This window comes from Vibrio sp. St2, assembly GCF_947311885.1.
GTDB lineage: Bacteria > Pseudomonadota > Gammaproteobacteria > Enterobacterales > Vibrionaceae > Vibrio > Vibrio coralliilyticus.
Map to the genome: position 1 here is coordinate 141302 of NZ_CAMZNA010000007.1, position 18784 is coordinate 160085.

23 protein-coding genes are annotated in these 18784 nt (G+C 42.0%); 19 read left to right on the forward strand and 4 right to left on the reverse strand.

Translation table 11 applies throughout. The features are described 5' to 3' along the window. Positions 1–60: 60 nt before the first annotated feature. On the forward strand, positions 61–2040 hold the full coding sequence (locus QMA41_RS18815) for a starch-binding protein (protein WP_235676558.1): 1980 nt from the start codon (positions 61–63) through the stop codon (positions 2038–2040). A 122-nt stretch (positions 2041–2162) separates the two neighbouring features. Here QMA41_RS18815 and QMA41_RS18820 read toward each other — a convergent pair whose 3' ends face one another. The 4 genes from QMA41_RS18820 to QMA41_RS18835 all read right to left on the reverse strand — a co-directional run bounded on the left by QMA41_RS18820 (position 2163) and on the right by QMA41_RS18835 (position 6368). Further along, complete coding sequence (locus QMA41_RS18820) at positions 2163–2351, reverse strand: hypothetical protein (RefSeq protein WP_281630366.1); 189 nt, start codon at positions 2349–2351, stop codon at positions 2163–2165. Positions 2352–2475: 124 nt separating this feature from the next. Beyond that, a complete protein-coding gene (locus QMA41_RS18825; RefSeq protein WP_235676560.1) occupies positions 2476–3363 on the reverse strand; it encodes an EamA family transporter in 888 nt (295 codons plus the stop codon). Positions 3364–4295: 932 nt separating this feature from the next. Further along, positions 4296–5243 (reverse strand): hypothetical protein, encoded by a 948-nt coding sequence (locus QMA41_RS18830; RefSeq protein WP_281630367.1) that lies wholly within the window; start codon positions 5241–5243, stop codon positions 4296–4298. Between the two features lie 267 nt (positions 5244–5510). Next, a complete protein-coding gene (locus QMA41_RS18835) occupies positions 5511–6368 on the reverse strand; it encodes a hypothetical protein (RefSeq protein ID WP_235676563.1) in 858 nt (285 codons plus the stop codon). A gap of 506 nt (positions 6369–6874) precedes the next feature. Here QMA41_RS18835 and QMA41_RS18840 point away from each other — a divergent pair. The 18 genes from QMA41_RS18840 (at position 6875) to QMA41_RS18930 (ending at position 18760) form a co-directional block, all read left to right on the forward strand. Continuing rightward, positions 6875–7576 (forward strand): toll/interleukin-1 receptor domain-containing protein, encoded by a 702-nt coding sequence (locus tag QMA41_RS18840; protein ID WP_281630368.1) that lies wholly within the window; start codon positions 6875–6877, stop codon positions 7574–7576. A gap of 171 nt (positions 7577–7747) precedes the next feature. Then, positions 7748–8770: a hypothetical protein gene (locus tag QMA41_RS18845; protein ID WP_235676565.1), complete on the forward strand. Its 1023-nt coding sequence runs from the start codon at positions 7748–7750 to the stop codon at positions 8768–8770. A gap of 137 nt (positions 8771–8907) precedes the next feature. After that, the gene (locus QMA41_RS18850; RefSeq protein ID WP_235676566.1) at positions 8908–9258 is read left to right on the forward strand and encodes a hypothetical protein; all 351 of its coding nucleotides are present in this window, start codon (positions 8908–8910) and stop codon (positions 9256–9258) included. A gap of 31 nt (positions 9259–9289) precedes the next feature. Then, on the forward strand, positions 9290–9760 hold the full coding sequence (locus QMA41_RS18855) for a GNAT family N-acetyltransferase (protein ID WP_235676567.1): 471 nt from the start codon (positions 9290–9292) through the stop codon (positions 9758–9760). A 122-nt stretch (positions 9761–9882) separates the two neighbouring features. Continuing rightward, positions 9883–10527 carry a hypothetical protein gene (locus tag QMA41_RS18860; RefSeq protein ID WP_235676568.1) on the forward strand — a complete coding sequence of 215 codons (645 nt, stop codon included), beginning with the start codon at positions 9883–9885 and terminating at the stop codon, positions 10525–10527. A 135-nt stretch (positions 10528–10662) separates the two neighbouring features. Next, on the forward strand, positions 10663–11283 hold the full coding sequence (locus tag QMA41_RS18865) for a hypothetical protein (protein WP_235676569.1): 621 nt from the start codon (positions 10663–10665) through the stop codon (positions 11281–11283). Between the two features lie 126 nt (positions 11284–11409). Continuing rightward, positions 11410–11928, forward strand: a complete 519-nt coding sequence (locus QMA41_RS18870; RefSeq protein ID WP_281630369.1) for a hypothetical protein — start codon at positions 11410–11412, stop codon at positions 11926–11928. 87 nt (positions 11929–12015) lie between these two features. After that, positions 12016–12342 (forward strand): hypothetical protein, encoded by a 327-nt coding sequence (locus QMA41_RS18875; protein WP_045985554.1) that lies wholly within the window; start codon positions 12016–12018, stop codon positions 12340–12342. 140 nt (positions 12343–12482) lie between these two features. Next, positions 12483–12980 carry a GNAT family N-acetyltransferase gene (locus QMA41_RS18880; protein WP_040122464.1) on the forward strand — a complete coding sequence of 166 codons (498 nt, stop codon included), beginning with the start codon at positions 12483–12485 and terminating at the stop codon, positions 12978–12980. A gap of 12 nt (positions 12981–12992) precedes the next feature. Next, entirely contained in the window at positions 12993–13493 is a 501-nt protein-coding gene (locus tag QMA41_RS18885) for a hypothetical protein (protein ID WP_235676571.1), read from the forward strand. 157 nt (positions 13494–13650) lie between these two features. After that, a complete protein-coding gene (locus QMA41_RS18895) occupies positions 13651–14067 on the forward strand; it encodes a GFA family protein (RefSeq protein ID WP_019274854.1) in 417 nt (138 codons plus the stop codon). A 148-nt stretch (positions 14068–14215) separates the two neighbouring features. Next, positions 14216–14737 (forward strand): GNAT family N-acetyltransferase, encoded by a 522-nt coding sequence (locus QMA41_RS18900; RefSeq protein WP_235676572.1) that lies wholly within the window; start codon positions 14216–14218, stop codon positions 14735–14737. 170 nt (positions 14738–14907) lie between these two features. Then, positions 14908–15390, forward strand: coding sequence for a YbaK/EbsC family protein (locus QMA41_RS18905; protein WP_021457262.1), 483 nt, complete (start codon positions 14908–14910; stop codon positions 15388–15390). Between the two features lie 126 nt (positions 15391–15516). Then, positions 15517–15942, forward strand: a complete 426-nt coding sequence (locus QMA41_RS18910; RefSeq protein WP_235676573.1) for a bifunctional diaminohydroxyphosphoribosylaminopyrimidine deaminase/5-amino-6-(5-phosphoribosylamino)uracil reductase RibD — start codon at positions 15517–15519, stop codon at positions 15940–15942. A 138-nt stretch (positions 15943–16080) separates the two neighbouring features. Further along, positions 16081–16677: a hypothetical protein gene (locus QMA41_RS18915; protein WP_052126651.1), complete on the forward strand. Its 597-nt coding sequence runs from the start codon at positions 16081–16083 to the stop codon at positions 16675–16677. Positions 16678–16820: 143 nt separating this feature from the next. Continuing rightward, positions 16821–17138 carry a CPCC family cysteine-rich protein gene (locus tag QMA41_RS18920; RefSeq protein ID WP_235676574.1) on the forward strand — a complete coding sequence of 106 codons (318 nt, stop codon included), beginning with the start codon at positions 16821–16823 and terminating at the stop codon, positions 17136–17138. Positions 17139–17884: 746 nt separating this feature from the next. Continuing rightward, the gene (locus QMA41_RS18925; RefSeq protein ID WP_043011740.1) at positions 17885–18355 is read left to right on the forward strand and encodes a hypothetical protein; all 471 of its coding nucleotides are present in this window, start codon (positions 17885–17887) and stop codon (positions 18353–18355) included. 18 nt (positions 18356–18373) lie between these two features. Beyond that, positions 18374–18760 carry a DUF6228 family protein gene (locus tag QMA41_RS18930; RefSeq protein ID WP_235676575.1) on the forward strand — a complete coding sequence of 129 codons (387 nt, stop codon included), beginning with the start codon at positions 18374–18376 and terminating at the stop codon, positions 18758–18760. Positions 18761–18784: the final 24 nt, after the last annotated feature.

Below are 18784 nucleotides of genomic sequence, written 5' to 3' on the forward strand. Positions count from 1 at the left end.
CCATATTACAAAGTGCAGTGTATTCAACAGCCTGTGTCTAACTTTATGAATGAGAGATCGATGAAAAAAACAACGTTAATTGCGCTCGCTGTAAGCTCTGGTCTAGCTTTCAGCACTGTCGCACAAGCGGCCACCCCAAAAACGGCTTTTGTACACCTATTTGAATGGGGGTGGGAAGATATTGCGACTGAATGTGAAACCTTTCTCGGGCCGAAAGGCTTCGCGGCAGTACAAGTTTCGCCACCGAATAAAACCATCTCTGGCAACCAGTGGTGGACACGTTATCAACCTGTCAGTTATGCGTTTGACAGTCGAAGTGGTGATAGAGCCCAGTTTCAAAGCATGGTTCAGCGATGTAAAGAAGCCGGTGTCGACATCTACCTTGATGCGGTCATCAACCACATGGCGGCGTGGAACCGTTCGTTTCCTGAAGTGCCTTATGGCAGTAATGACTTCCACACGTGCACCAGTAAAGAGATTGATTATGGAAACCGCTGGCAGGTGCAAAACTGTGACCTAGTTGGGCTCAATGATCTAAAAACTGAGTCTGAGTATGTACGCCAAAAGATCGCTGACTACATGAATGATGCGATCAGCATGGGGGTCGCTGGTTTCCGTATTGATGCCGCCAAACATATCCCTGCTGGCGATATTGAGGCGATCAAAAATAAACTTAACGGCAATCCTTATATCTTCCAAGAAGTCATTGGGGCTTATTCAGAGCCGGTCAAGCCTTCCGAGTACAAGCATATCGGTGATGTCACCGAGTTTGATTACGCTCGACGTGTGGGACCTGCATTTAGAAACAGTGATATTGCGAGCCTTCGCAACATCGGCCACGAGCTCGAACTTTCGAGTAGCGATGCCGTAACGTTCGTGACCAATCATGACGAAGAGAGACACAACCCTAATGGACCCATCTGGCATGGTGTCTCAGGGAATGGTTATAATCTCGCCAATATCTTTACCCTAGCGTACCCATATGGATATCCAAAAATCATGTCGGGTTATTTCTTTGGTGGTGACTTCGATGCAGGGCCACCGAGCAACGGTGTTCATACAGGTGATGCGTGTGGTTTTGACGGCGGCAGTTGGGTGTGTGAGCACCAATGGCGCGGAATCGCCAACATGGTCTCATTCAGAAACCATACCGCCTCAGAGTGGACGGTCACCGACTGGTGGCAAAACGGAAACGATCAAATCGCGTTCGGCCGCGGTGGTCTCGGTTATGTGGTGATCAACAAACGCTATGGTAGCGCTCTATCTCAACGTTTGTACACTGGCATGCCAGATAATGTCTACTGCAACATCATTGAGGCAAACTATGATGAGCAGACGGGGCAGTGTATTGGCGCGCCGGGAGCGCAAGGCCCATCGACGATCACCGTCAGCGGTGGCTACGCGGATTTCTCTGTTGCCGGTGATCATGCTGCTGCCATTCATGTTGGCGCGGTGGTGGGTGATGCTTGTACAGACTGTGGCCCAGATCCAAAACCAGCGACCGAGCAAGAGATCTGTTTTGATAATCAGCATAACTTCCATTCTCCAACCCTGTACTATTGGAACGTCGCCAGCGAATCGAATATCGATAATGCCACTTGGCCAGGTGTTCAAATGGAGCTTAAGAACGGCGTTTACTGCCATGACTTCGGGAGTAAGATAAGTAGTGCCCAAGTTATCTTTAGTGACAATGGTAGTCATCAGACAGCTGATCTTATCGCCTCTCAAGGGGCATTTTGTTACCTCGCTGGTGTTTGGGCTCCGCTCAGCCAGTGTAATAATGAAGGTAACGAAGTATGGTATTTCCGAGGCACACCTAACCAATGGGGTCTCACTCAGCTAAGCTATGACGCTGCAACCAAACAATACTTTACGATCCAGTCATTTAATGGTGAAGAGAGTCCCGCACGCTTTAAGATTGACAATGGCAGTTGGACTGATGCTTATCCAAGCTCAGACTATGTAGTCAGTGACTACAAGACTTATCGGGTGTCTTTCGACAGCGCCAGTAAAACTATCACCGTTGTCGAACAGAACTAACTCACTGTAAGGCTTCTATCTAGCGTCTGATGGAAGCCTTTGCTGTCGCACTAAGAAGTCAGGAAAAGCAAGCACCACCCCGTTTCAATCTTGGCTCCTCAGAAGTGTTACGCGGCCCCTCCTCACGTCCCGAATTGTTGCGCCACAAAATCAATAAAGACCCTGACCCGTTCGGGTTGATACTCGCCGCCGCGGTACAGGGCCGCCAGCGGAAACGTCATGGCTGAGAAATCCTCGTCGAGTTTTTGTAGTTCTCCTCGCTGAACATAAGGCGCCGCCATAATATGTTGGGTTAGCTTGATTGTATCCACTCATGTTATTTGCCCTATTTGACTTCTGTAAAAAAGATGCATTTAGTATGAGTAGTTTTAAAGGCAAAGCCGAAACGGATAATAACCACTTACTGAAGAAAGCGGCTTAGGGATAAAAATCACATTAACAAGCAATTAATTTGGCCTTTAACCAATTAGAAATCTTATTATGCAGAACACAAATGACTAATCCAGACATAATAATTAATGTCCCTATTAATTCCATATTATTTAATCTTTCCTGTAATATGAAACTTGAAGTGATGATACCTACGACAGGGATCAATAAAGCAAAAGGGGTAACGGATACTGCTGAATACTTTCTTAATAGCCAGCCCCAAATGGCAAAAGCAACTAATGTAGAAGCATAACTGACATATATTAATGAACTCCATGCTTTAACGCTAGCAGACAAAACCAGTTCGATAGGTGTGCTTGTTTCTGTATAGTATGAGAGGACCAATAAGGGTAAAGGCGGTATTAAGCATACCCATACCATAAAATGCAATAAATTGATTCCTTTTGTTTTTTTCATAATGACATTCGATACCGCCCAAAAAAATGCTGCCATCAGAATTAACGCTAAGCCAAGCAATGTGATATTTTTACCAGATTCAATAAAAAACAAGCTAAATCCTAAGCTTGACACTAAAATACCTATTATTTGACCTTTATTGATTTTCTCTTTAAATATAAAGACACTTAGACCTATGGTAAAAAAAACTTGAGCTTGTAAGATTAGGGAGGACAAGCCAGCTGAAGCATCGGCTTTCATGGCAAAAAATAGAAAACCAAACTTTAAAACCCCAAGAAATAGACCTACACCAAGTACATTCCATATTGATGTCTTAGGAAATGGAATAAAAAATACTGCTGGAATTGCTACAACGGTAAAACGCAATGCAGAAAATAACAATGGTGGAAGCTCTTCTAATCCAATTTTTATAATAGAAAAATTAACGCCCCATATAATAACAACTAATAGAGCGAGAAAAATACCATTTAACTTCAAAATTAATTTCCTTTTAAAAATTAAAATCCTATTACAATTAAGTTAAAACATCAATTTATAATAACTCATCACGTGTCTTTATAGACACATGCTCCTCAGGCATCACTTTATAAGTTTTCCCAGAGCACAACCAGTAATGATCTCGTAGTCTGGGGACTGCCTGACCTAGTCAAATGGTAGGCAAAACATTGCGATTTCTGACTGCTTTTACTTTGATATTTTTAGCCTAACTCAGTCTCTACTTCATAACAAACGACAATGGTTTCAATATGCTTTTTCTTATCCGGCATAAGGAGCTTAGAGTGAACCCACTAAATGGCTTTTTGTCCAAAAATGAGCAAGAGCCGATCTCACCAAGCGACTCTGCAGCACTTTAATTATCCAGCGACTTTGTCACTGAGGTAAAACAGCGGAGTGGGAAACCTAATCTGGTTATCACCATGGGTCAATATCTAAGACTTTAACGCCTACCAAAACAGAGCTAACAAGCAGTAAACTATGTTTGCAATGTTGCAACGCTCAAGTGGGCGAAATCATAGTGAATGCCTAGGCTATCAATAGAGTCATGCCGCTAGGCATGCCCATCAGAAGTCGATGGCCCATTGTATGTGGCATCGTTAAGCCTCAAATTGATTTGCTTAACAACGCCGGTTGTCAGAGTAATGAAGAGAAGAGCCATTTATTTTTTGGATTTCAACGGTCTCATCTTAAAGGTAAAAAACACCGTCGTAGCAATAGACACAAAGTATCCAATAAGTGATATCGCTAGTGTTCTCGTTACAATGTCCGATAAATAGTTCTCTGGGTCACACTCGAGGGACATGGTGTATTTCAAATAAAGAAGTATCTCTGTAAATGACGCAAACATCGCTACAGGGAATAAAATCACAACAAATAAAACCGCAATCCACTTCGTCATACCTTAAAACACCTTATTTATTAATAGATAGACCACTTGATTCTCCTAGCACACCTGATGAAGACGTTGCAGACTGATACGACCTATCTCTATCACTCAACTCTTTTTTGTCTATTGAATTGACGTTTTTGATTTTTAATTTCATCTCTGACGTCACCTCAATGGAAATCATATCAAATGTTGATGCCGAATCTTCTAAATGCTCACTCAGAGAACTGGGGATGATAAAATCCTCTTCAAACTCAACGCCAAAAAGTGAAGAATCAAAAATCTTCGAGCCTGACACTTTCAGAGCATCAACGATTTTTGTTGTACAGTTATTCCCTAGCAAACTATACGAGTCAATAACCCTACCGTGTTTCGCGACTAGCTCTCTGGCTTGCGAATCGACGGTCTTTTCACTTGATGACCAATGTTTATCTAATTCTTCAAAAACTTTGCTTGCGTTCGCGTCAATGATTTTAAACACCTTCGCATTGTTCTTGTAGAGCTGACTTCTGAGATATTTTAAACTATCGTCGCCAGTGGCCTTGATTAAAACGCCCTCGCCTTCTGTACCCAATGTATTTTCATATATGTCACCATACCGTCCATAAGAAAACATGGTGATCTCTGGGTCATGTACGGTAAGCAATGTATGCCCTGTACCTATGGTCTCCACCCAAACAAAGACGCCCTTACTCACAATGTCGTTTTCAGGGGATGTTTTTGTCCGCTGATTTACCGCTGAACGAGGAAAGAGCCAATTCGTCACAGCGCGATGAATGTCGGCTTCTGTCGACCTTGCCTCCCCGCATTTCGCTCTTTCTGACAGCACGTTTGCCCGCTGTTCAGCGCATCGATCATTATCGGCCGATGTTCTTCTTAACTCTTCCTGCTGATTTCGACGGTGTCGCTCCGCACGCTCTCGGGGTGAATCTTGATTATTGGATGGTAAAACGGGAGGAGATTGATATCGCATTCTAATACGCTTATGAAAAAACCGACATAATAACAAAGTTTTATCTGAACGAAATACAGGCAGAGCAAAAGGCACACAATCACTATCAAAGGGGGCTCGCCCATTTTCAGATCTCAATAATCGATAGTCATTATTCCTATGGCTGGGCCAAAACAAACGGCGCACGTCTAGGGGTTCAGCACATAGTTCATCAATGGGGCAATGGCGTTCTCGTCTACATGATCTGGCCAGAGCAGTAACCGGTGGCAAAGTCTGACGCTGCTGGTATTAGCGAATCCGCTCTCGGTAGTTTATAAAGTTCACATACTTGGGCAGCGCCGTTCTAAGAATGTACTTGCCTGTTTTCGAGGTCCCTGCCCAACCGACCATAATGAAATGCGCCCCTTTAAAGCGCTCCAGAGAGCTCAGGTGATAGACGTGCATGATCCCCTCTTTGAGTTCTTTGTCGATCAAGAGACTTGGCTCTTGGTAAGAGCCCACGTTTAACCAGACCGAGCCATCCTTCTGTTCGGTATAGTTGTTGATTTCCCCCCAAAACAGTCTTTCGGTTTGCAGATCGTCAGCGGTCATCGACGCAATGTTGGTCAGGTAGGCGTGCAGATCGCCATTGAGGACTTCTCGGCCACTGTCGGCGATGATGCGGATGTGCTTGCCCGCACCATAGGCCGCATTTTTCACTAGGTAGCTTAAAATCTGACGCAAGGAGCGCGTGTCGGGAAAATCACTGGGGCGTTGAGTCGAAGGAAGCGACTCTGAAGTGCCTGGCCAGGTATGCGCTTCACCGCCGTGCTTATCCGCGGGGCTAGAGACTTCCATGGAATTATGTTTGGTCTTATCGAGGTTGATGAGGATCTCTGCGCTTTTTGCGGATGGGCCTTCTTCGCTGGGCTCCCCTGCCTCTCCGTCGGCAACTAACACAGACGTTGCTTTCTCACACCCTTCCACATGGTGGGCATTAAAACACGCAGCGCGAATCGTGTCTTTGTACTGATAGGATTTGGTATACCAGGCCTTTTTCTTGCACTCGATGCATGTGATCAAGCCTATGTATTGGTCAGGATGGCGCTCGAATGTCTCCGTATCGACTTGCCGTCCATCCACTTCATACTCGACCACACGCATCATTAAACTCCATTTCAGTCAGCGCAGAACATACAACCACATATGCAACATGATACATTTCGGTCAATTTTGTTCAATGATGTCGATCAAGTCCCTCAGGCCTCCTTACTCTCCCCTATCCATTGGCGTCACTCCGTCTTAACGCCTAAATAAGCGGCCATCGGTACGTTGAAAAGCCAAAAGCCGTTCGACTGCCAAACATCGACCTTCCTCAGCACACGCTTCATACATTGACCGTTGATGTCTCACTAAACCGGAGTCGATGATGGGCGAGAAAATGCACTGTCTCATTTTTTCTGTGATTTTGATAATTAATCTTTCCATATCAATCGATTAAAATCCCGAATAAAATTGTTAATGCTCATGCGCACATAACTGGGAAAGTGTGCATGCTCAGATTACAAATGTTATACGTCCTGAGCATGCTAAATCTAACTAACCAACTGATTATATTAATATCTTAGGTTATATTATTGGCTGTTAAAATTGATCACCAAAGAGGCAATGAAATGAGTGAAGTTAACTGGGATGTATTTGTTTCCCACGCTTCAGAGGACAAAGAAAGTGTTGTCCTGCCTTTAGTTGACCTGTTGCTGTGTAATGGGATGAAAGTTTGGCTAGATAAAGGTGAGATTTTCTTAGGTGACAGTATTCGAGAAAAAATAGATGAGGGACTTGCTAAGTCTCGGTTTGGAGTTGTCGTTATAAGCCACAATTTTTTTGCAAAAAATTGGACAAGGGCTGAGTTAGATAGCTTGTTCACAAGGGAAATGGGTGGTCAGAAAGTTATTTTACCTGTTTGGCATAATATTAGCGCCGAAGAGGTAAGTGAATTCTCTCCTCTTATTGCAGGTAAACTCGCAGTAAGTACTAGTGATGGCCTTGGACATGTGGCTGAACAGATCTCTAGAGCTATCTTTCAATCGGGCAGAAAAGAGTTAGTTGGTAAGCCGATACATACTGGAAAGCTGACTAAAAAAGCAATCATGTCGTTTCCAGTTGGCAGCTATCTTGTATCGAACTGTTATAGCTCATTTGATATGCAGCCTTTGTTAGACGTCAAATTAGGGGATATTGATGATCGAGAAAACGCATGGGAACTAGCTAAAACACGTGGTGCTGATTCTAGGTTATGCAATGTCTTTATTAAGTATGAAGACTATCAAGCTCATATGCGTAAGCTTGACACGTTAATCAAACTAAAAGCATAGAGCGTTCAGAGTAGAGGCTGTACGCATGACAAACTGTTTAATAGGGAATCGCAACGCGTGGCATTTCCACTATGCGTTAGTTTGAGTGATTAAGGCGGCTTGCAGTAGCTTCGTCGGTATTGCGCCGTTCCCCCCTTAACAGGGCGTTAGTACATTTAAAGAGTATATTGGATGGATATTAGTTCAATTTGTGAAGAGCTGAATGCTCTTTCCAAAGATTATAAAATCGGTCAACTTCAAAGACTCAGAAAGAAAATTAAAAGACTTTCTAAGCCCAAAACACTTAAATTATTTAGTGACCAGACAATCACTGATGAGTGGGCTTTTCACTCTGGTGGACGCACAGAGCTCCAATTTAATATCGGCTATGAAAGTCGAGGCTTTCGATATGGCGTAGCACTTTCTCTACAACTTAGTAAGACTCTTCCTGATATCTCAGAATTTGAAATAAAAATTCAAAGATTTAATGAATTTCTGCTGGCACATTACAGTGAGCTCAAACACTTTGACATGTGGGTATATACTCACGATAGCGGACGTACTGAAACATTCAAAGTTACGGAAATTAGTAGCGAATACTTTGAAGAAGGAAATTTCATTTTTATCGGAAAAATAAGTTCACCAGACGGTGTTGAGACAACTCAAATCTTAGAGGTTTTTGATCAACTACTTCCGCTATACGAGTATGTTGAAAGTGATATTTCACTAGATGAATCCATAAGCTCTGTAAGCGATGGCTTTAAATTTACCTCTGGGTTTTCAAGCAAAAAATCTATGGCTGCCGGAACAACATGTTCTAAGTCCTTTGAGATAGATTTAAAACATAATGAATTACAAATACAACTTTGTACTTTGCTTTCGGAAATTTATGGGGCTGAAAATGTAGGAGATGAATGTTTAACGAAATTTGGTACGAGGGTGGACGCTGTTGTCCAAACATCAAGTGGTAATGTATTTTATGAAATAAAAACAGCATCTACTCTGAAATTGTGCATTCGAGAATCGATAGGTCAGCTACTTGAGTATGCTTATTGGGGTATGGAAGTAGTACCGTGCAAAATAGTAATTGTTTCAGAGCATGGAGTAACGAATGAAGCTAAAAATTACCTTAAAAAACTGAGAACTGATTTTGGCTTACCAATTTACTATCAGCAAATTGTTCTTACGAGCACTACATTACCAAAAATGCACTAGCAACTTCGGAGTGATTCGCAACGTGTGGCATTTTTAATATGCCTTGCTTGAAGTGATTAAGGTGGTTTACAGAGGCATTGCGTTGCTCACACCTAAATGTGGCGTTATGTCATAAAGAAGACTTTAGGAAAATAATAATGAAGGAACTATTAATATTGGCACTGGGAGTTTTGTTATCTGGTGCTGTTTTAGCAAGTGAAGTCCAAAATACCAAAATCATAGAGGTGAGGTCGGGTCCTTGGTATGGAACAATTGTTACCTTTAAGGTAGCGTCCACGCCTAGCTCTCAACCTACGTGCTCCAACATGGGGAATAGAGGTCATTATGTTTTTGACACGTCTAATCCAGGTGGTGCTCAGTGGCTATCAATGGTTTTGTCAGCTCACGCGAGTGGGAAAACTGTTCAGGTTTGGGGAACTGGGAAATGCTTAGATGTAAACAGTACTGCACTTGCCGGAGAAGAGTTAGAAACCATTGCTATCAAGTGACGCAGCCAAGCGTTATGTTGTTGGAGAGATAATGAAAATACGAGATATTCATGAGTCAGATTGGGATCAGGTGTATCAACTCATGGAAGATAATATGCTCGAAATGCAGCTTGAGCTAGGTCTGAAATGGGATCGAGAAGCCATCCTGAATTTCTACAAACGAAAGTCCGTTATCGTTATAGAGCAAGACCACAATATTCTCGGTTTCATTGCTTTCCATCAAAGTGATGATTTCCACTTCATCGACTCCTTACAAGTGGCTAAACAACATCAAAATGGACTTCTGGGTGGTCGTTTACTTAAAGCTTCGCTTCTACACACTCAGTCGCTATCTAAAGTAAAAAATGTTAGATGCTGTGTGTTTGAAAATAACCCTGCTGAAAGTTTGTATTATGCTGCTGGCTTTCAAGAGTTAAGTCGTACTAATGGGGTCTTAACCTTAGAGGCGCCTCTGAGTCAGTTGGCTAAACGCTTAAGGTTAAAATCAGAATACGCCATTTAAGAGTGATTCGCCGCGTTGGGCATTGTTGCTAAGCGCTGGTTTTAGTGGTTAAGGTAATATGCGGAAGTATCTATATGGCGAGCCTCACACCTTAACAAGGCGTTATAACGACAGAGAAATTTATGAATCATTGGAAATTAATGTGGGAAAGCTATCACTATAATGCAACATTAAGAGGATTGTTCTTTGATGTCATAAAGTATGCAACTTGGTTTGATAGAGTACTTGTATTACTTGCTTTTGTCAGTGTCGTAGTTAGTTTGATCTTAGTTTTTACTTCTACTTTGTTTAATGCTATCTGGGCAGTGGCCATTGGTGAGATTATTCTTTTCGCCAGGTTGCCTTCTTTGAAAAATGGTTTAATTGAAGCTGAATTTGGCGATAAAGATAACAGCTTTCTGCCACATGACGACCATACACACCAAGAATCTAGATACCTGCTGTTTAAGAAAAGCCTAAAGTCTAAGCATATAACACCCAGCCACGTACATGATTGCTTTGATTTGGTAGATACTCAAATTGATATAGCTTCTACTTCTGGTGTCGTTCTGAAACGATTTGCTTCATTCAGTGCTGGTGTTTTTCTTGGTTTCTGTGCCATTGTTTGGAGACAACTTGATAGTAGCGGACTCATATACGTCGGGGCTTCGTTAATAGCATTATGTCTACTGATCATGCTTTTTTTGCTCATGGTTCCAACCAAGCTGGAAAGGTTCAAAGAATTGAAATATTTTATGCAGTTATATTGTAAAGAAGTAAACAACTAGAAACTCGTCATAACAAAGCATTAAGCCGGATTCTCAAACTCTTACAGAACTCTCTAACGCTCAAGTATGGCTCATATTCACTCACCGCTTGTTACGGCGTTATAGCTTAAGAAACAGTTAATATTAGTAGGATTTATGAAAATATTATCAAGTACAGTGAAAGGCGTAGTTGCAAAGGAAAAGCTGAAACACTGGGTTCCAATGTGCAATACATGGGCCTTTAATATTGAGCGCTATACACGGCTTACAGAATCTGGCGATGCACCTTACGATAACAATGAACGAGCTAATGTTAGTTTGTTAGCAGGGGCTGCTTGGAGTTGTGGAAATATTGCGCTAGAGGAATTCCAAACTATTAAAGGTTCTGGCGATAGTGAGAAAAATGGCCGAATTGACTTGTGGCTTTGCTCTGAAGAATCTGACGAGGAGTATGTAGAAGCAAAATTTAAGAGAATCTCTATTAATGGAGATTATATTAAACATATTGAGTTGTCTTTAACTGATGCTGTAGAAGATGCTGAGTTCTCAAGAGGTGATGATGGTATATCTACTGTAGGCGTTTCATTCATTGTTTTCTTTATGAAAGAAAGGTCGATTCCAAATATTATTAAGGCTCTAGATGAAGCAATAAAAAATGTACAAAGTTCAATAGAGCACGATTTACTTTCTTGGTGTTACCCCGAGAGAGATATGACTCACGTTTATAGTGATGGTTACATTGTCCCAGGGATATTAATGATCGCTAAGAAAGCTTAAGTTTCAGCCATAACAAACTGCTCAAGGTGATTCCTAACGCTTGGCGGGCTTGGTTTGAAATGTCAGTATTGGTGTTTATATGACTCGAGTTTTGAGGTAGCGTTACTCACACCTTAGCAGGGCCTTATGTATAAAGAGTATCAAATCGTGAGACAATTACTTTACATCATGCTAATTTTTGTACCTAGCTTTGCCTATAGCGCGGAACAAGAATATGAACATGGCGTATATAGTTTATTAGACTCTCTGGAACCTGTATTATCAATCCCGAATAAAGAGCTTATAGAGTCCCTTCGCTCCTCAAGCCTTCCTCCCGAAGTCGCAGAGCAATTGATAGTATGCTTGAGGAATAATCGGTTTAGCGTTTATGACTCTTTGGTCCCTTCTTTATCGAACCGAATCAGTTTAAGAGAACTACAAATATTAAAAGATCACTTTACACGCTCAGAAGTGAGAGTTTACTTGAACACTAGGGAAGAAAGAGAGTTCACTGACGAAGAAATAGCCTTGTTAAATGAAGGGATAAACTTAGAGTTACTAGGGCGATTTAATAGCGTCATTCTTGAACAGCTTAACCACGTTGAAACAATAGCTTTGGAAGTTAGTGAAAAGTGCATGGTGATTCTTGATGAGATTGATACATAACAAACTGCTCAAGAGGGATTCGCAACACTTGGCTTACTCGCCTCGCTCAAGTATAACCAAGTACCGCTCACACCTTAATGTGGCGTTATGTTTGCAGGTGTAGATATGCTCGAATATTTAGCTTCATGGGCATCATCAAAATCCAAGATATTTAGCGGTGAAAGTTTAATCGTTGAGTTATCAGAGAAACTTGGTGAAGAAATAAAAGCTCAGTACATTGAAATTGAAGGAAACGGCTTGTTATCTAGAGCAACTTTGTGGGAAACGGGCAACCTTGTTTTAGAAGCCATTGACATTGAATCAGAGCAGCATGCCATATCAGAAATCTATGAGTTGCGAGATCATGCCCAACTCGACGGCAAACTAAATTGGTGGCTAAGTGAAATCACCACTCATGATAAGATTTATATATAACAATAACTTAACAGCAACTTCCAACGCTTGGTATTTTTCACTCCATCGTTGGGTTTTGTGTTTATGGTGATATGGTTAGGTTTAGTGATAGCGTTGCTCACACCTTAATACAGCGTTATGTACTTTTAAGGAAAATTGACATGGAAGTAGTAGAAGCAAGTCCAGATTTAGCTCCATTGTTAGCGAGTTACGCGAGGGAATGCTTGGGATCGGGTATCCCTAAATATTCGGGTGTTGAGCAAAATCCAGAAGCTTATTTGTCCAGTTTGGTTGAACGCTCTAAGGCAACTTCTGAGTTACCCAATGGGTATTTACCCAGCACAACTTATTACTGCGTATCAGACTCTAAAATCTTAGGTGCCATCCGAGTTCGTAAAGGTAGCAATCCCAACGTAGAAAATGTAATTGGTCATATTGGCTACGAAACTAGGCCTTCAGCTCGTGGTAAAGGTGTCGCCTCATATCTCCTTGCTTGGGTTCGTGACTACGCTTTAACTGATCCAGTTATTGTCACTTGCTCAATTGATAATCCAGCATCTCAAAAGGTTATTGAAAACTGTGGTGGTGAATATCTTGGCAACTACACAGACGCAAGTGAAGGTACTGTAAGGCGCTACCGTTTAGCGCGCACAAAATAAGAGGATTAGATATTGGAAGATACAATGCTCAAGTTAGCGTACTTTACGCAGCATGTGACTTTGAATAGAAATGACTATGAGTACATAGAAGAAGATGAGCTTGGCGTTGTGTTTCGCTACAACGAGAGTGTCCTTTGCCGTCCTTATATTTATTTTCGCCCAATCAATGTAACTAGTACTTTGAACGAATATGAATTTACAGAGACTATATTCGAGTGCTACGAGGGGAACGTTGAAATTGTCTCTCAAACTTTCACTGAATTTAAAGATAGATTTCAGATAGTTACACGCTATGGTATCGTGCTTGGCGACAGTAATGGTGAGTTTACGGGATGTGAATTTACCTATCGGCAAGATAGTGACAACATTTTTAAGTACCAAGTCGAAAACTCAATAGTCCCTAAAAATGAATGTTGTACACCTTTGAACCCTCTAAAACTCGCAGTCAATGGAACGCTGGAGTGTGAGGTTGTGAATGAGCCGCTAGCAGGTTCTTTTCTCTGCCCAAATTAATTTTCACATAACAAACTGTTTAGGAGTGATTCCCAACGCGTGGCTTTTTTACCGTGCGTTACTTTTAGTGTTTAAGGTGGTATGCAGCAGCTTTTGTATTGCGTTGCTCACACCTTAACAGGGCGTTATATATTTTCATCAATTTAGGAGTTATTTAATGTCTTATTCAGAGGCCAGTTGCCTGTGTGGCTCTGTAAAAATCACAGCAGAAAACCTCAATCCTAACTTCACAGTTTGTCATTGTCAGTCCTGTCGAACTTGGGGTGGTGCGCCATTTTTCGCAGTTAAATGTGGTACTCAGGTGAAAGTAGAAGGTGAAGACAAAGTAAAAATGTACAAGTCATCCTCTTGGGCTTCTCGTGGATTCTGTAAGGAGTGTGGAACCCATCTGTTTTACAAGTTCAAAGAAACAGGTGAATACAATATGCCTGTGGGCTTGTTCCCAAACGTGGAAGGTCTGAAAATGGACATGCAATACTTTAGCGATATGCGTCCAAGTTATTATTGTTTTGCCAATGAAACCCAGGAAATGACGACAGAAGAAATTATGTCTTACTTTGCAGATAAGGGGTAACTAAACCTATAACAAGTGTTCAAAAGGACACTCAACCCTTGGCACTTTGACTCACTGTTTGGCATAAACGGTTATGCCATAATAGTTTAAGCTTGTGGTTGCGTTGCCTGCCCATTAGTTCGGCGTTAGCCCTTTTCGAGGAAATGATATGGAAATCGTGCAGGAAATTGAGGTTTCAGAATTGCACCATAAAGCAATCGAAGCATTAAGAAACCAAGCTTTTCCAGACAGCCAAGTCAATCGTTCTTACTTTAAGCAGTTACCTCATATGCGGGCCCTTCACTTTCAAGGTGAACAGTTGATTGGTTATCTTGGATTGGACTATCGAGTTGTTAGCGTCGGTGAAGAAATACATAAAGTTCTGGGCGTAATCGACTTCTGTGTTGACGAACGTTATCGAGGGCAAGGTATTGGCTCTTTAATGTTGTCAGAAGTATCGGCATTTGCGGAAACTAAAGATGTCGATTTCATCATCCTTATATCGGAGTTGCATGATTTCTACTCATCCAACGGTTTTGACAAAGTTCAGTGCATGCAGTCATGGTTAAGGCTCCATGAGCACACTAACTTTGGTATCGCTGTAGAGCATATTGATGAACTGTATGTGAAACCCCTCAGAAGTAAACCGTGGGGCGTTGGACATTTTGATTGGCTAGGTTATATGTACTAGTCAACCACTGAGCTAACAAGCATTTAAGAGTGATCCCTAACGCTTGGCATTTTTCATTCCACCGTTGAGTTTAGTGCTTACGGTGGTAAGGTTACGTTTTGTGGTGGTGTTACTCACACCTTAAAGCGGCATTATGTTCATCCTCGAATGGGTGAGATTAAGGAGGATATATGTCAAAGGAATTGAAGTCTTCGTCATTGAAAGTACAAGAGTTTTTGTCCCGAAACGGCCAAGATTTTGTCGTGCAGGAAATGCCAAGCTCTACTCGCACCGCATCTGATGCCGCTGAATCTATCGGATGTACGGTTTCTCAGATAGCGAAGTCGGTCATCTTTAAGCATGGAGAAACCGGTGAGCCAGTGCTGGTTGTTGCGTCTGGCGCTAATATGGTGTGCGCTGACAAAGTCAAAGAAGCGACAGGAATTGTTCTTACCAAAGCAGACGCTTCTTTTGTCCGTGAAAAAGTGGGTTACGCGATAGGCGGTGTCCCCCCAGTCGCTCACCACTCATCAGTCCACACCATTTTGGACAACGATCTGAATCAGTATTCTGAAATCTGGGCAGCAGCGGGCACACCTAACTCAGTGTTTAAACTGAATCCGCAGAAATTAGGTGAACTAACACAAGGCCAGTGGGTAGATTTGGCAAAATAAACATCACCATCTGTTTAATTAAGTTCCGCAGTGCGTTGCTTTATTGGGTGATTAAGGTGGTGTGCAGAGGTGCCATTGCTCACACCTTAACGCGGCGTTGATTGCCAGAGCAAGGAATACGAAATAGTGTCAGAAAAGTACATGCTAAGGGCTTTAGAAATCTCCAAAAGTGCTTTGCCTCATTGTATTCCCAATCCACCTGTAGGGTGTGTTCTTGTTAAAGGTAATAGGGTGGTATCCGAGGGCCATACCCAAGCTATTGGTGGAAACCATGCGGAAGTGCAAGCTCTTAATGCTTATGAAGGTTCGATGGGCGGAGTAGTCGCCTATGTGACTTTAGAGCCCTGTTCCTTTGTCGGACGTACTCCCGCGTGCGCAAACACGCTAGCGAGATCGGGGATTAAACATGTTGTCGTTGCCCTACTCGACCCAGACAAGCGCAATAGTGGTAAGGGTATCGCCATCCTTGAACAGGCAGGTATAAAGGTCGATATTGGCCTGTGTAGTCAGCAGGTGAATGGCTTTTTAGCACAGTATTTGGGGAAGTCGTAAAAGCAGATAACCAAGCGTTCAATTGGACAGCAATGCTTGGCGGTTTTGACTCACAGCTTGGCGTTAGTGTTTACGTCATAATGGCTTAAGTATTTCGCAGCGTCGTCCGCGGCGTGAGACATAGAAAGAGATTGATTGATGTTCGGATTGTTCAAGAAAAAAGAAAGCAGCGCAAAAACTGAGCCCGAATATATCGTGGTCACTATAAATGCTCGAGTACAACCAATACACAGAGGCGAAATATACGAAGACCCACTTGATGAAGTGCTCTCTAAAAATTCAATCGGTGAAGTTTCTGGAGGTGGTACTCTTCAATCCCAGTCTGGTGAAATCGAGCATTGCGATGTGGAAATTCAGGTGAACAATTCAAGCAGAGAAACGGTTGAGATCATCCGGTCTTCACTCGAAAAAATAGGAATACCTAAAGGCTCTAAACTCAAAATTGAAACCACTAACTCGGAAATTGAGTTCGGTACTTTGGAAGGTTTAGCTATTTACCTAAATGGTACAGACCTAGACCCCGAAGTGTATGCACAAAGCGACTCTAACTACGTCTACAGCGAATTAGATCGATTGACTGATGGCAATGGTAAAGTCTATAGCTACTGGCAAGGACCAAAGGAAACAGCTTTCTATTTGTACGGTACATCTTTTTCTAAAATGAAATCGCAAATTTCCGGTTTAGTTAGCAGTTATCCTTTATGTCAAAAGTGCAGAATCGAGCAGATTGCATAAATATTGCAAACAAACTGCTTACGAGGGATTCGCTACGCGTGGCATTGTTACGAGGCGTAGGTTGTAGTGTTTAAGGTGGTATGCGGTGACTTCGGTATTGCGTTGCTCGCCTCTTAACAGGGCGTTTTATTTGTGGGGTCTAGATGGGTAAAGCTCGAGAGCAAGCTAAGGATACCTTGTATGCATGCCCTTGTTGTGGATACGCGACTATTGGAGAGCCTGCGAAGTATGAAATATGTGAAATCTGCTTTTGGGAAGATGATGGGCAAGATGATCCAGATGCTGAAAAATATCTAGGTGGGCCTAACGGTGTTTCATTGAGTGAAGCCAGATTTAACTTCTTGGTGTTTGGAGCCGCTGAACCAAAGGATTTGCGACATTGCCGATCTCCTCGTGAGAGCGATACCAATTTACGAAACTACTATCTAGAATATCGAGTGGTCTCAAGGAACCAAACATAACAAGTATTGACAAGGGATTCTCAACACCCGGCTATTTTGGTTCTGGTCAGCCATAGTGTTTGAGGTAGTTGAACTAATATCGTGGTATTCTTTGCTAGCCACTTAGCAGGGCGTTAAATTCTTAAGGGACAATGAGAGCATTTCGAAACATATCAAAAAAACAGCAAGATCATTTAAAGGCAATTTATCCAGCGCTAGACAATAAAACGAGCGAGAGCATTGATGGTTGGCAATGTGTTGCAATTACCGTATTCGATCATTGGTTAACACGAGAAGAATTTGAGAACTGTTTTACACATCGTTCGTTAGACCTACAAACTGATATCGACCAACGTTGGCAATTGCTTTATAGGTTTCTAGCTGAGGACGTCTCGTGCTATCAATACAAATACAGATCTGTTGGTTGTTTGATATTTAAGGAGCCAAGAAGCCGCTCTTTGTTTGTTAGTCGGTTATCTAGATCTTCGATTGCCGGAGCACTTCGTGTCGTTATTCCAGAATACAAAGCTGTTTTCACACAAGATTATGACGATACTTGTTGGCTTTACTTTAAGTGCCGAGCGTCTACAGAGCCTCTTCTTCAAAAAATTAGAGAGTTGGGTATGTATACGTTAGAAAGAATTTAACTCACTGAGAGTGATTCGCAATGCGTGGCATTTTTACTTTGCGTTAGTTTAAGTGATTAAGGTGGTTTGCGGCGGCTTCGGTATTGCGTTGCTCACACTTTAACAGGGCGTTAACTGGATATGATAAATCGAGAACAAATCAAAGAAGTCTTGCCAGTCTTTCTTGAAATGAAAGAAAGCGATGACATTGAAATCAGTGAAGTACTGAAGGCTCAGGGGCTAAAACTTGAGGACGCGGAAAGAGTTTCGGCATTCTTCCCGAGTGCATTTTGCCGAATTGCTCTTAGTCACACGTTTAATCTCGGCTTTTCGGATACATATTGTATTGAAGGAAAAGAAGGTGAATTTTCATTTCAGGAAGAACCCATCTATAAGCTTGGTATTGAGATGGCATCGGAAATTTACCACAATGAGCCGCAGTTAGCCGAGGTATTCAACTGCATTGTAGCGCGTAGTAGTGAGTTCAATTCGGTAAACAATGCATTAAACGCTGGTGCTGATATTGAGGGTGCAAATTTTTCTCCTACTAATTACTCTGGCTACAAAACACTAGGGAACAAGTGCGGCTTATTCTCTCAAGTAGTCAGTTAGCAAGCAATTGAAATCAAGATGAAAAGTGTAGTTCTAAAATCGGCAGAAACCTCTTCTGAAATTCGTTTATTTGACCGCGACGGTGATTACTTCCATATCTCGTATCAATCTCCATGCATTAGCTATAGCAAACGTATATGGGGTTATTCGGATGCTGCTAATTGGATTGGAAGCATTCAATTTATGGCTGAAAATTGGAAGGGCTGGGATGGCAAAGTTCTAATCCAGTCAATTGAGCAAGATCTCAGTTTAACTTTTACTTGTGACTTTCTCGGGCATGTTAGCGTTTTGGTTTCTGTATGTGAAAATCAAGGCCCAGAACCTTGGAAAGCCAAGTCAGAACTTAAGACCACTACAGTAGCAATGGAATCGTTTCATAGTGATATGGTTAGGTTTTTTAGCTAACTTTCAGAACGCATAAAAAAGCAT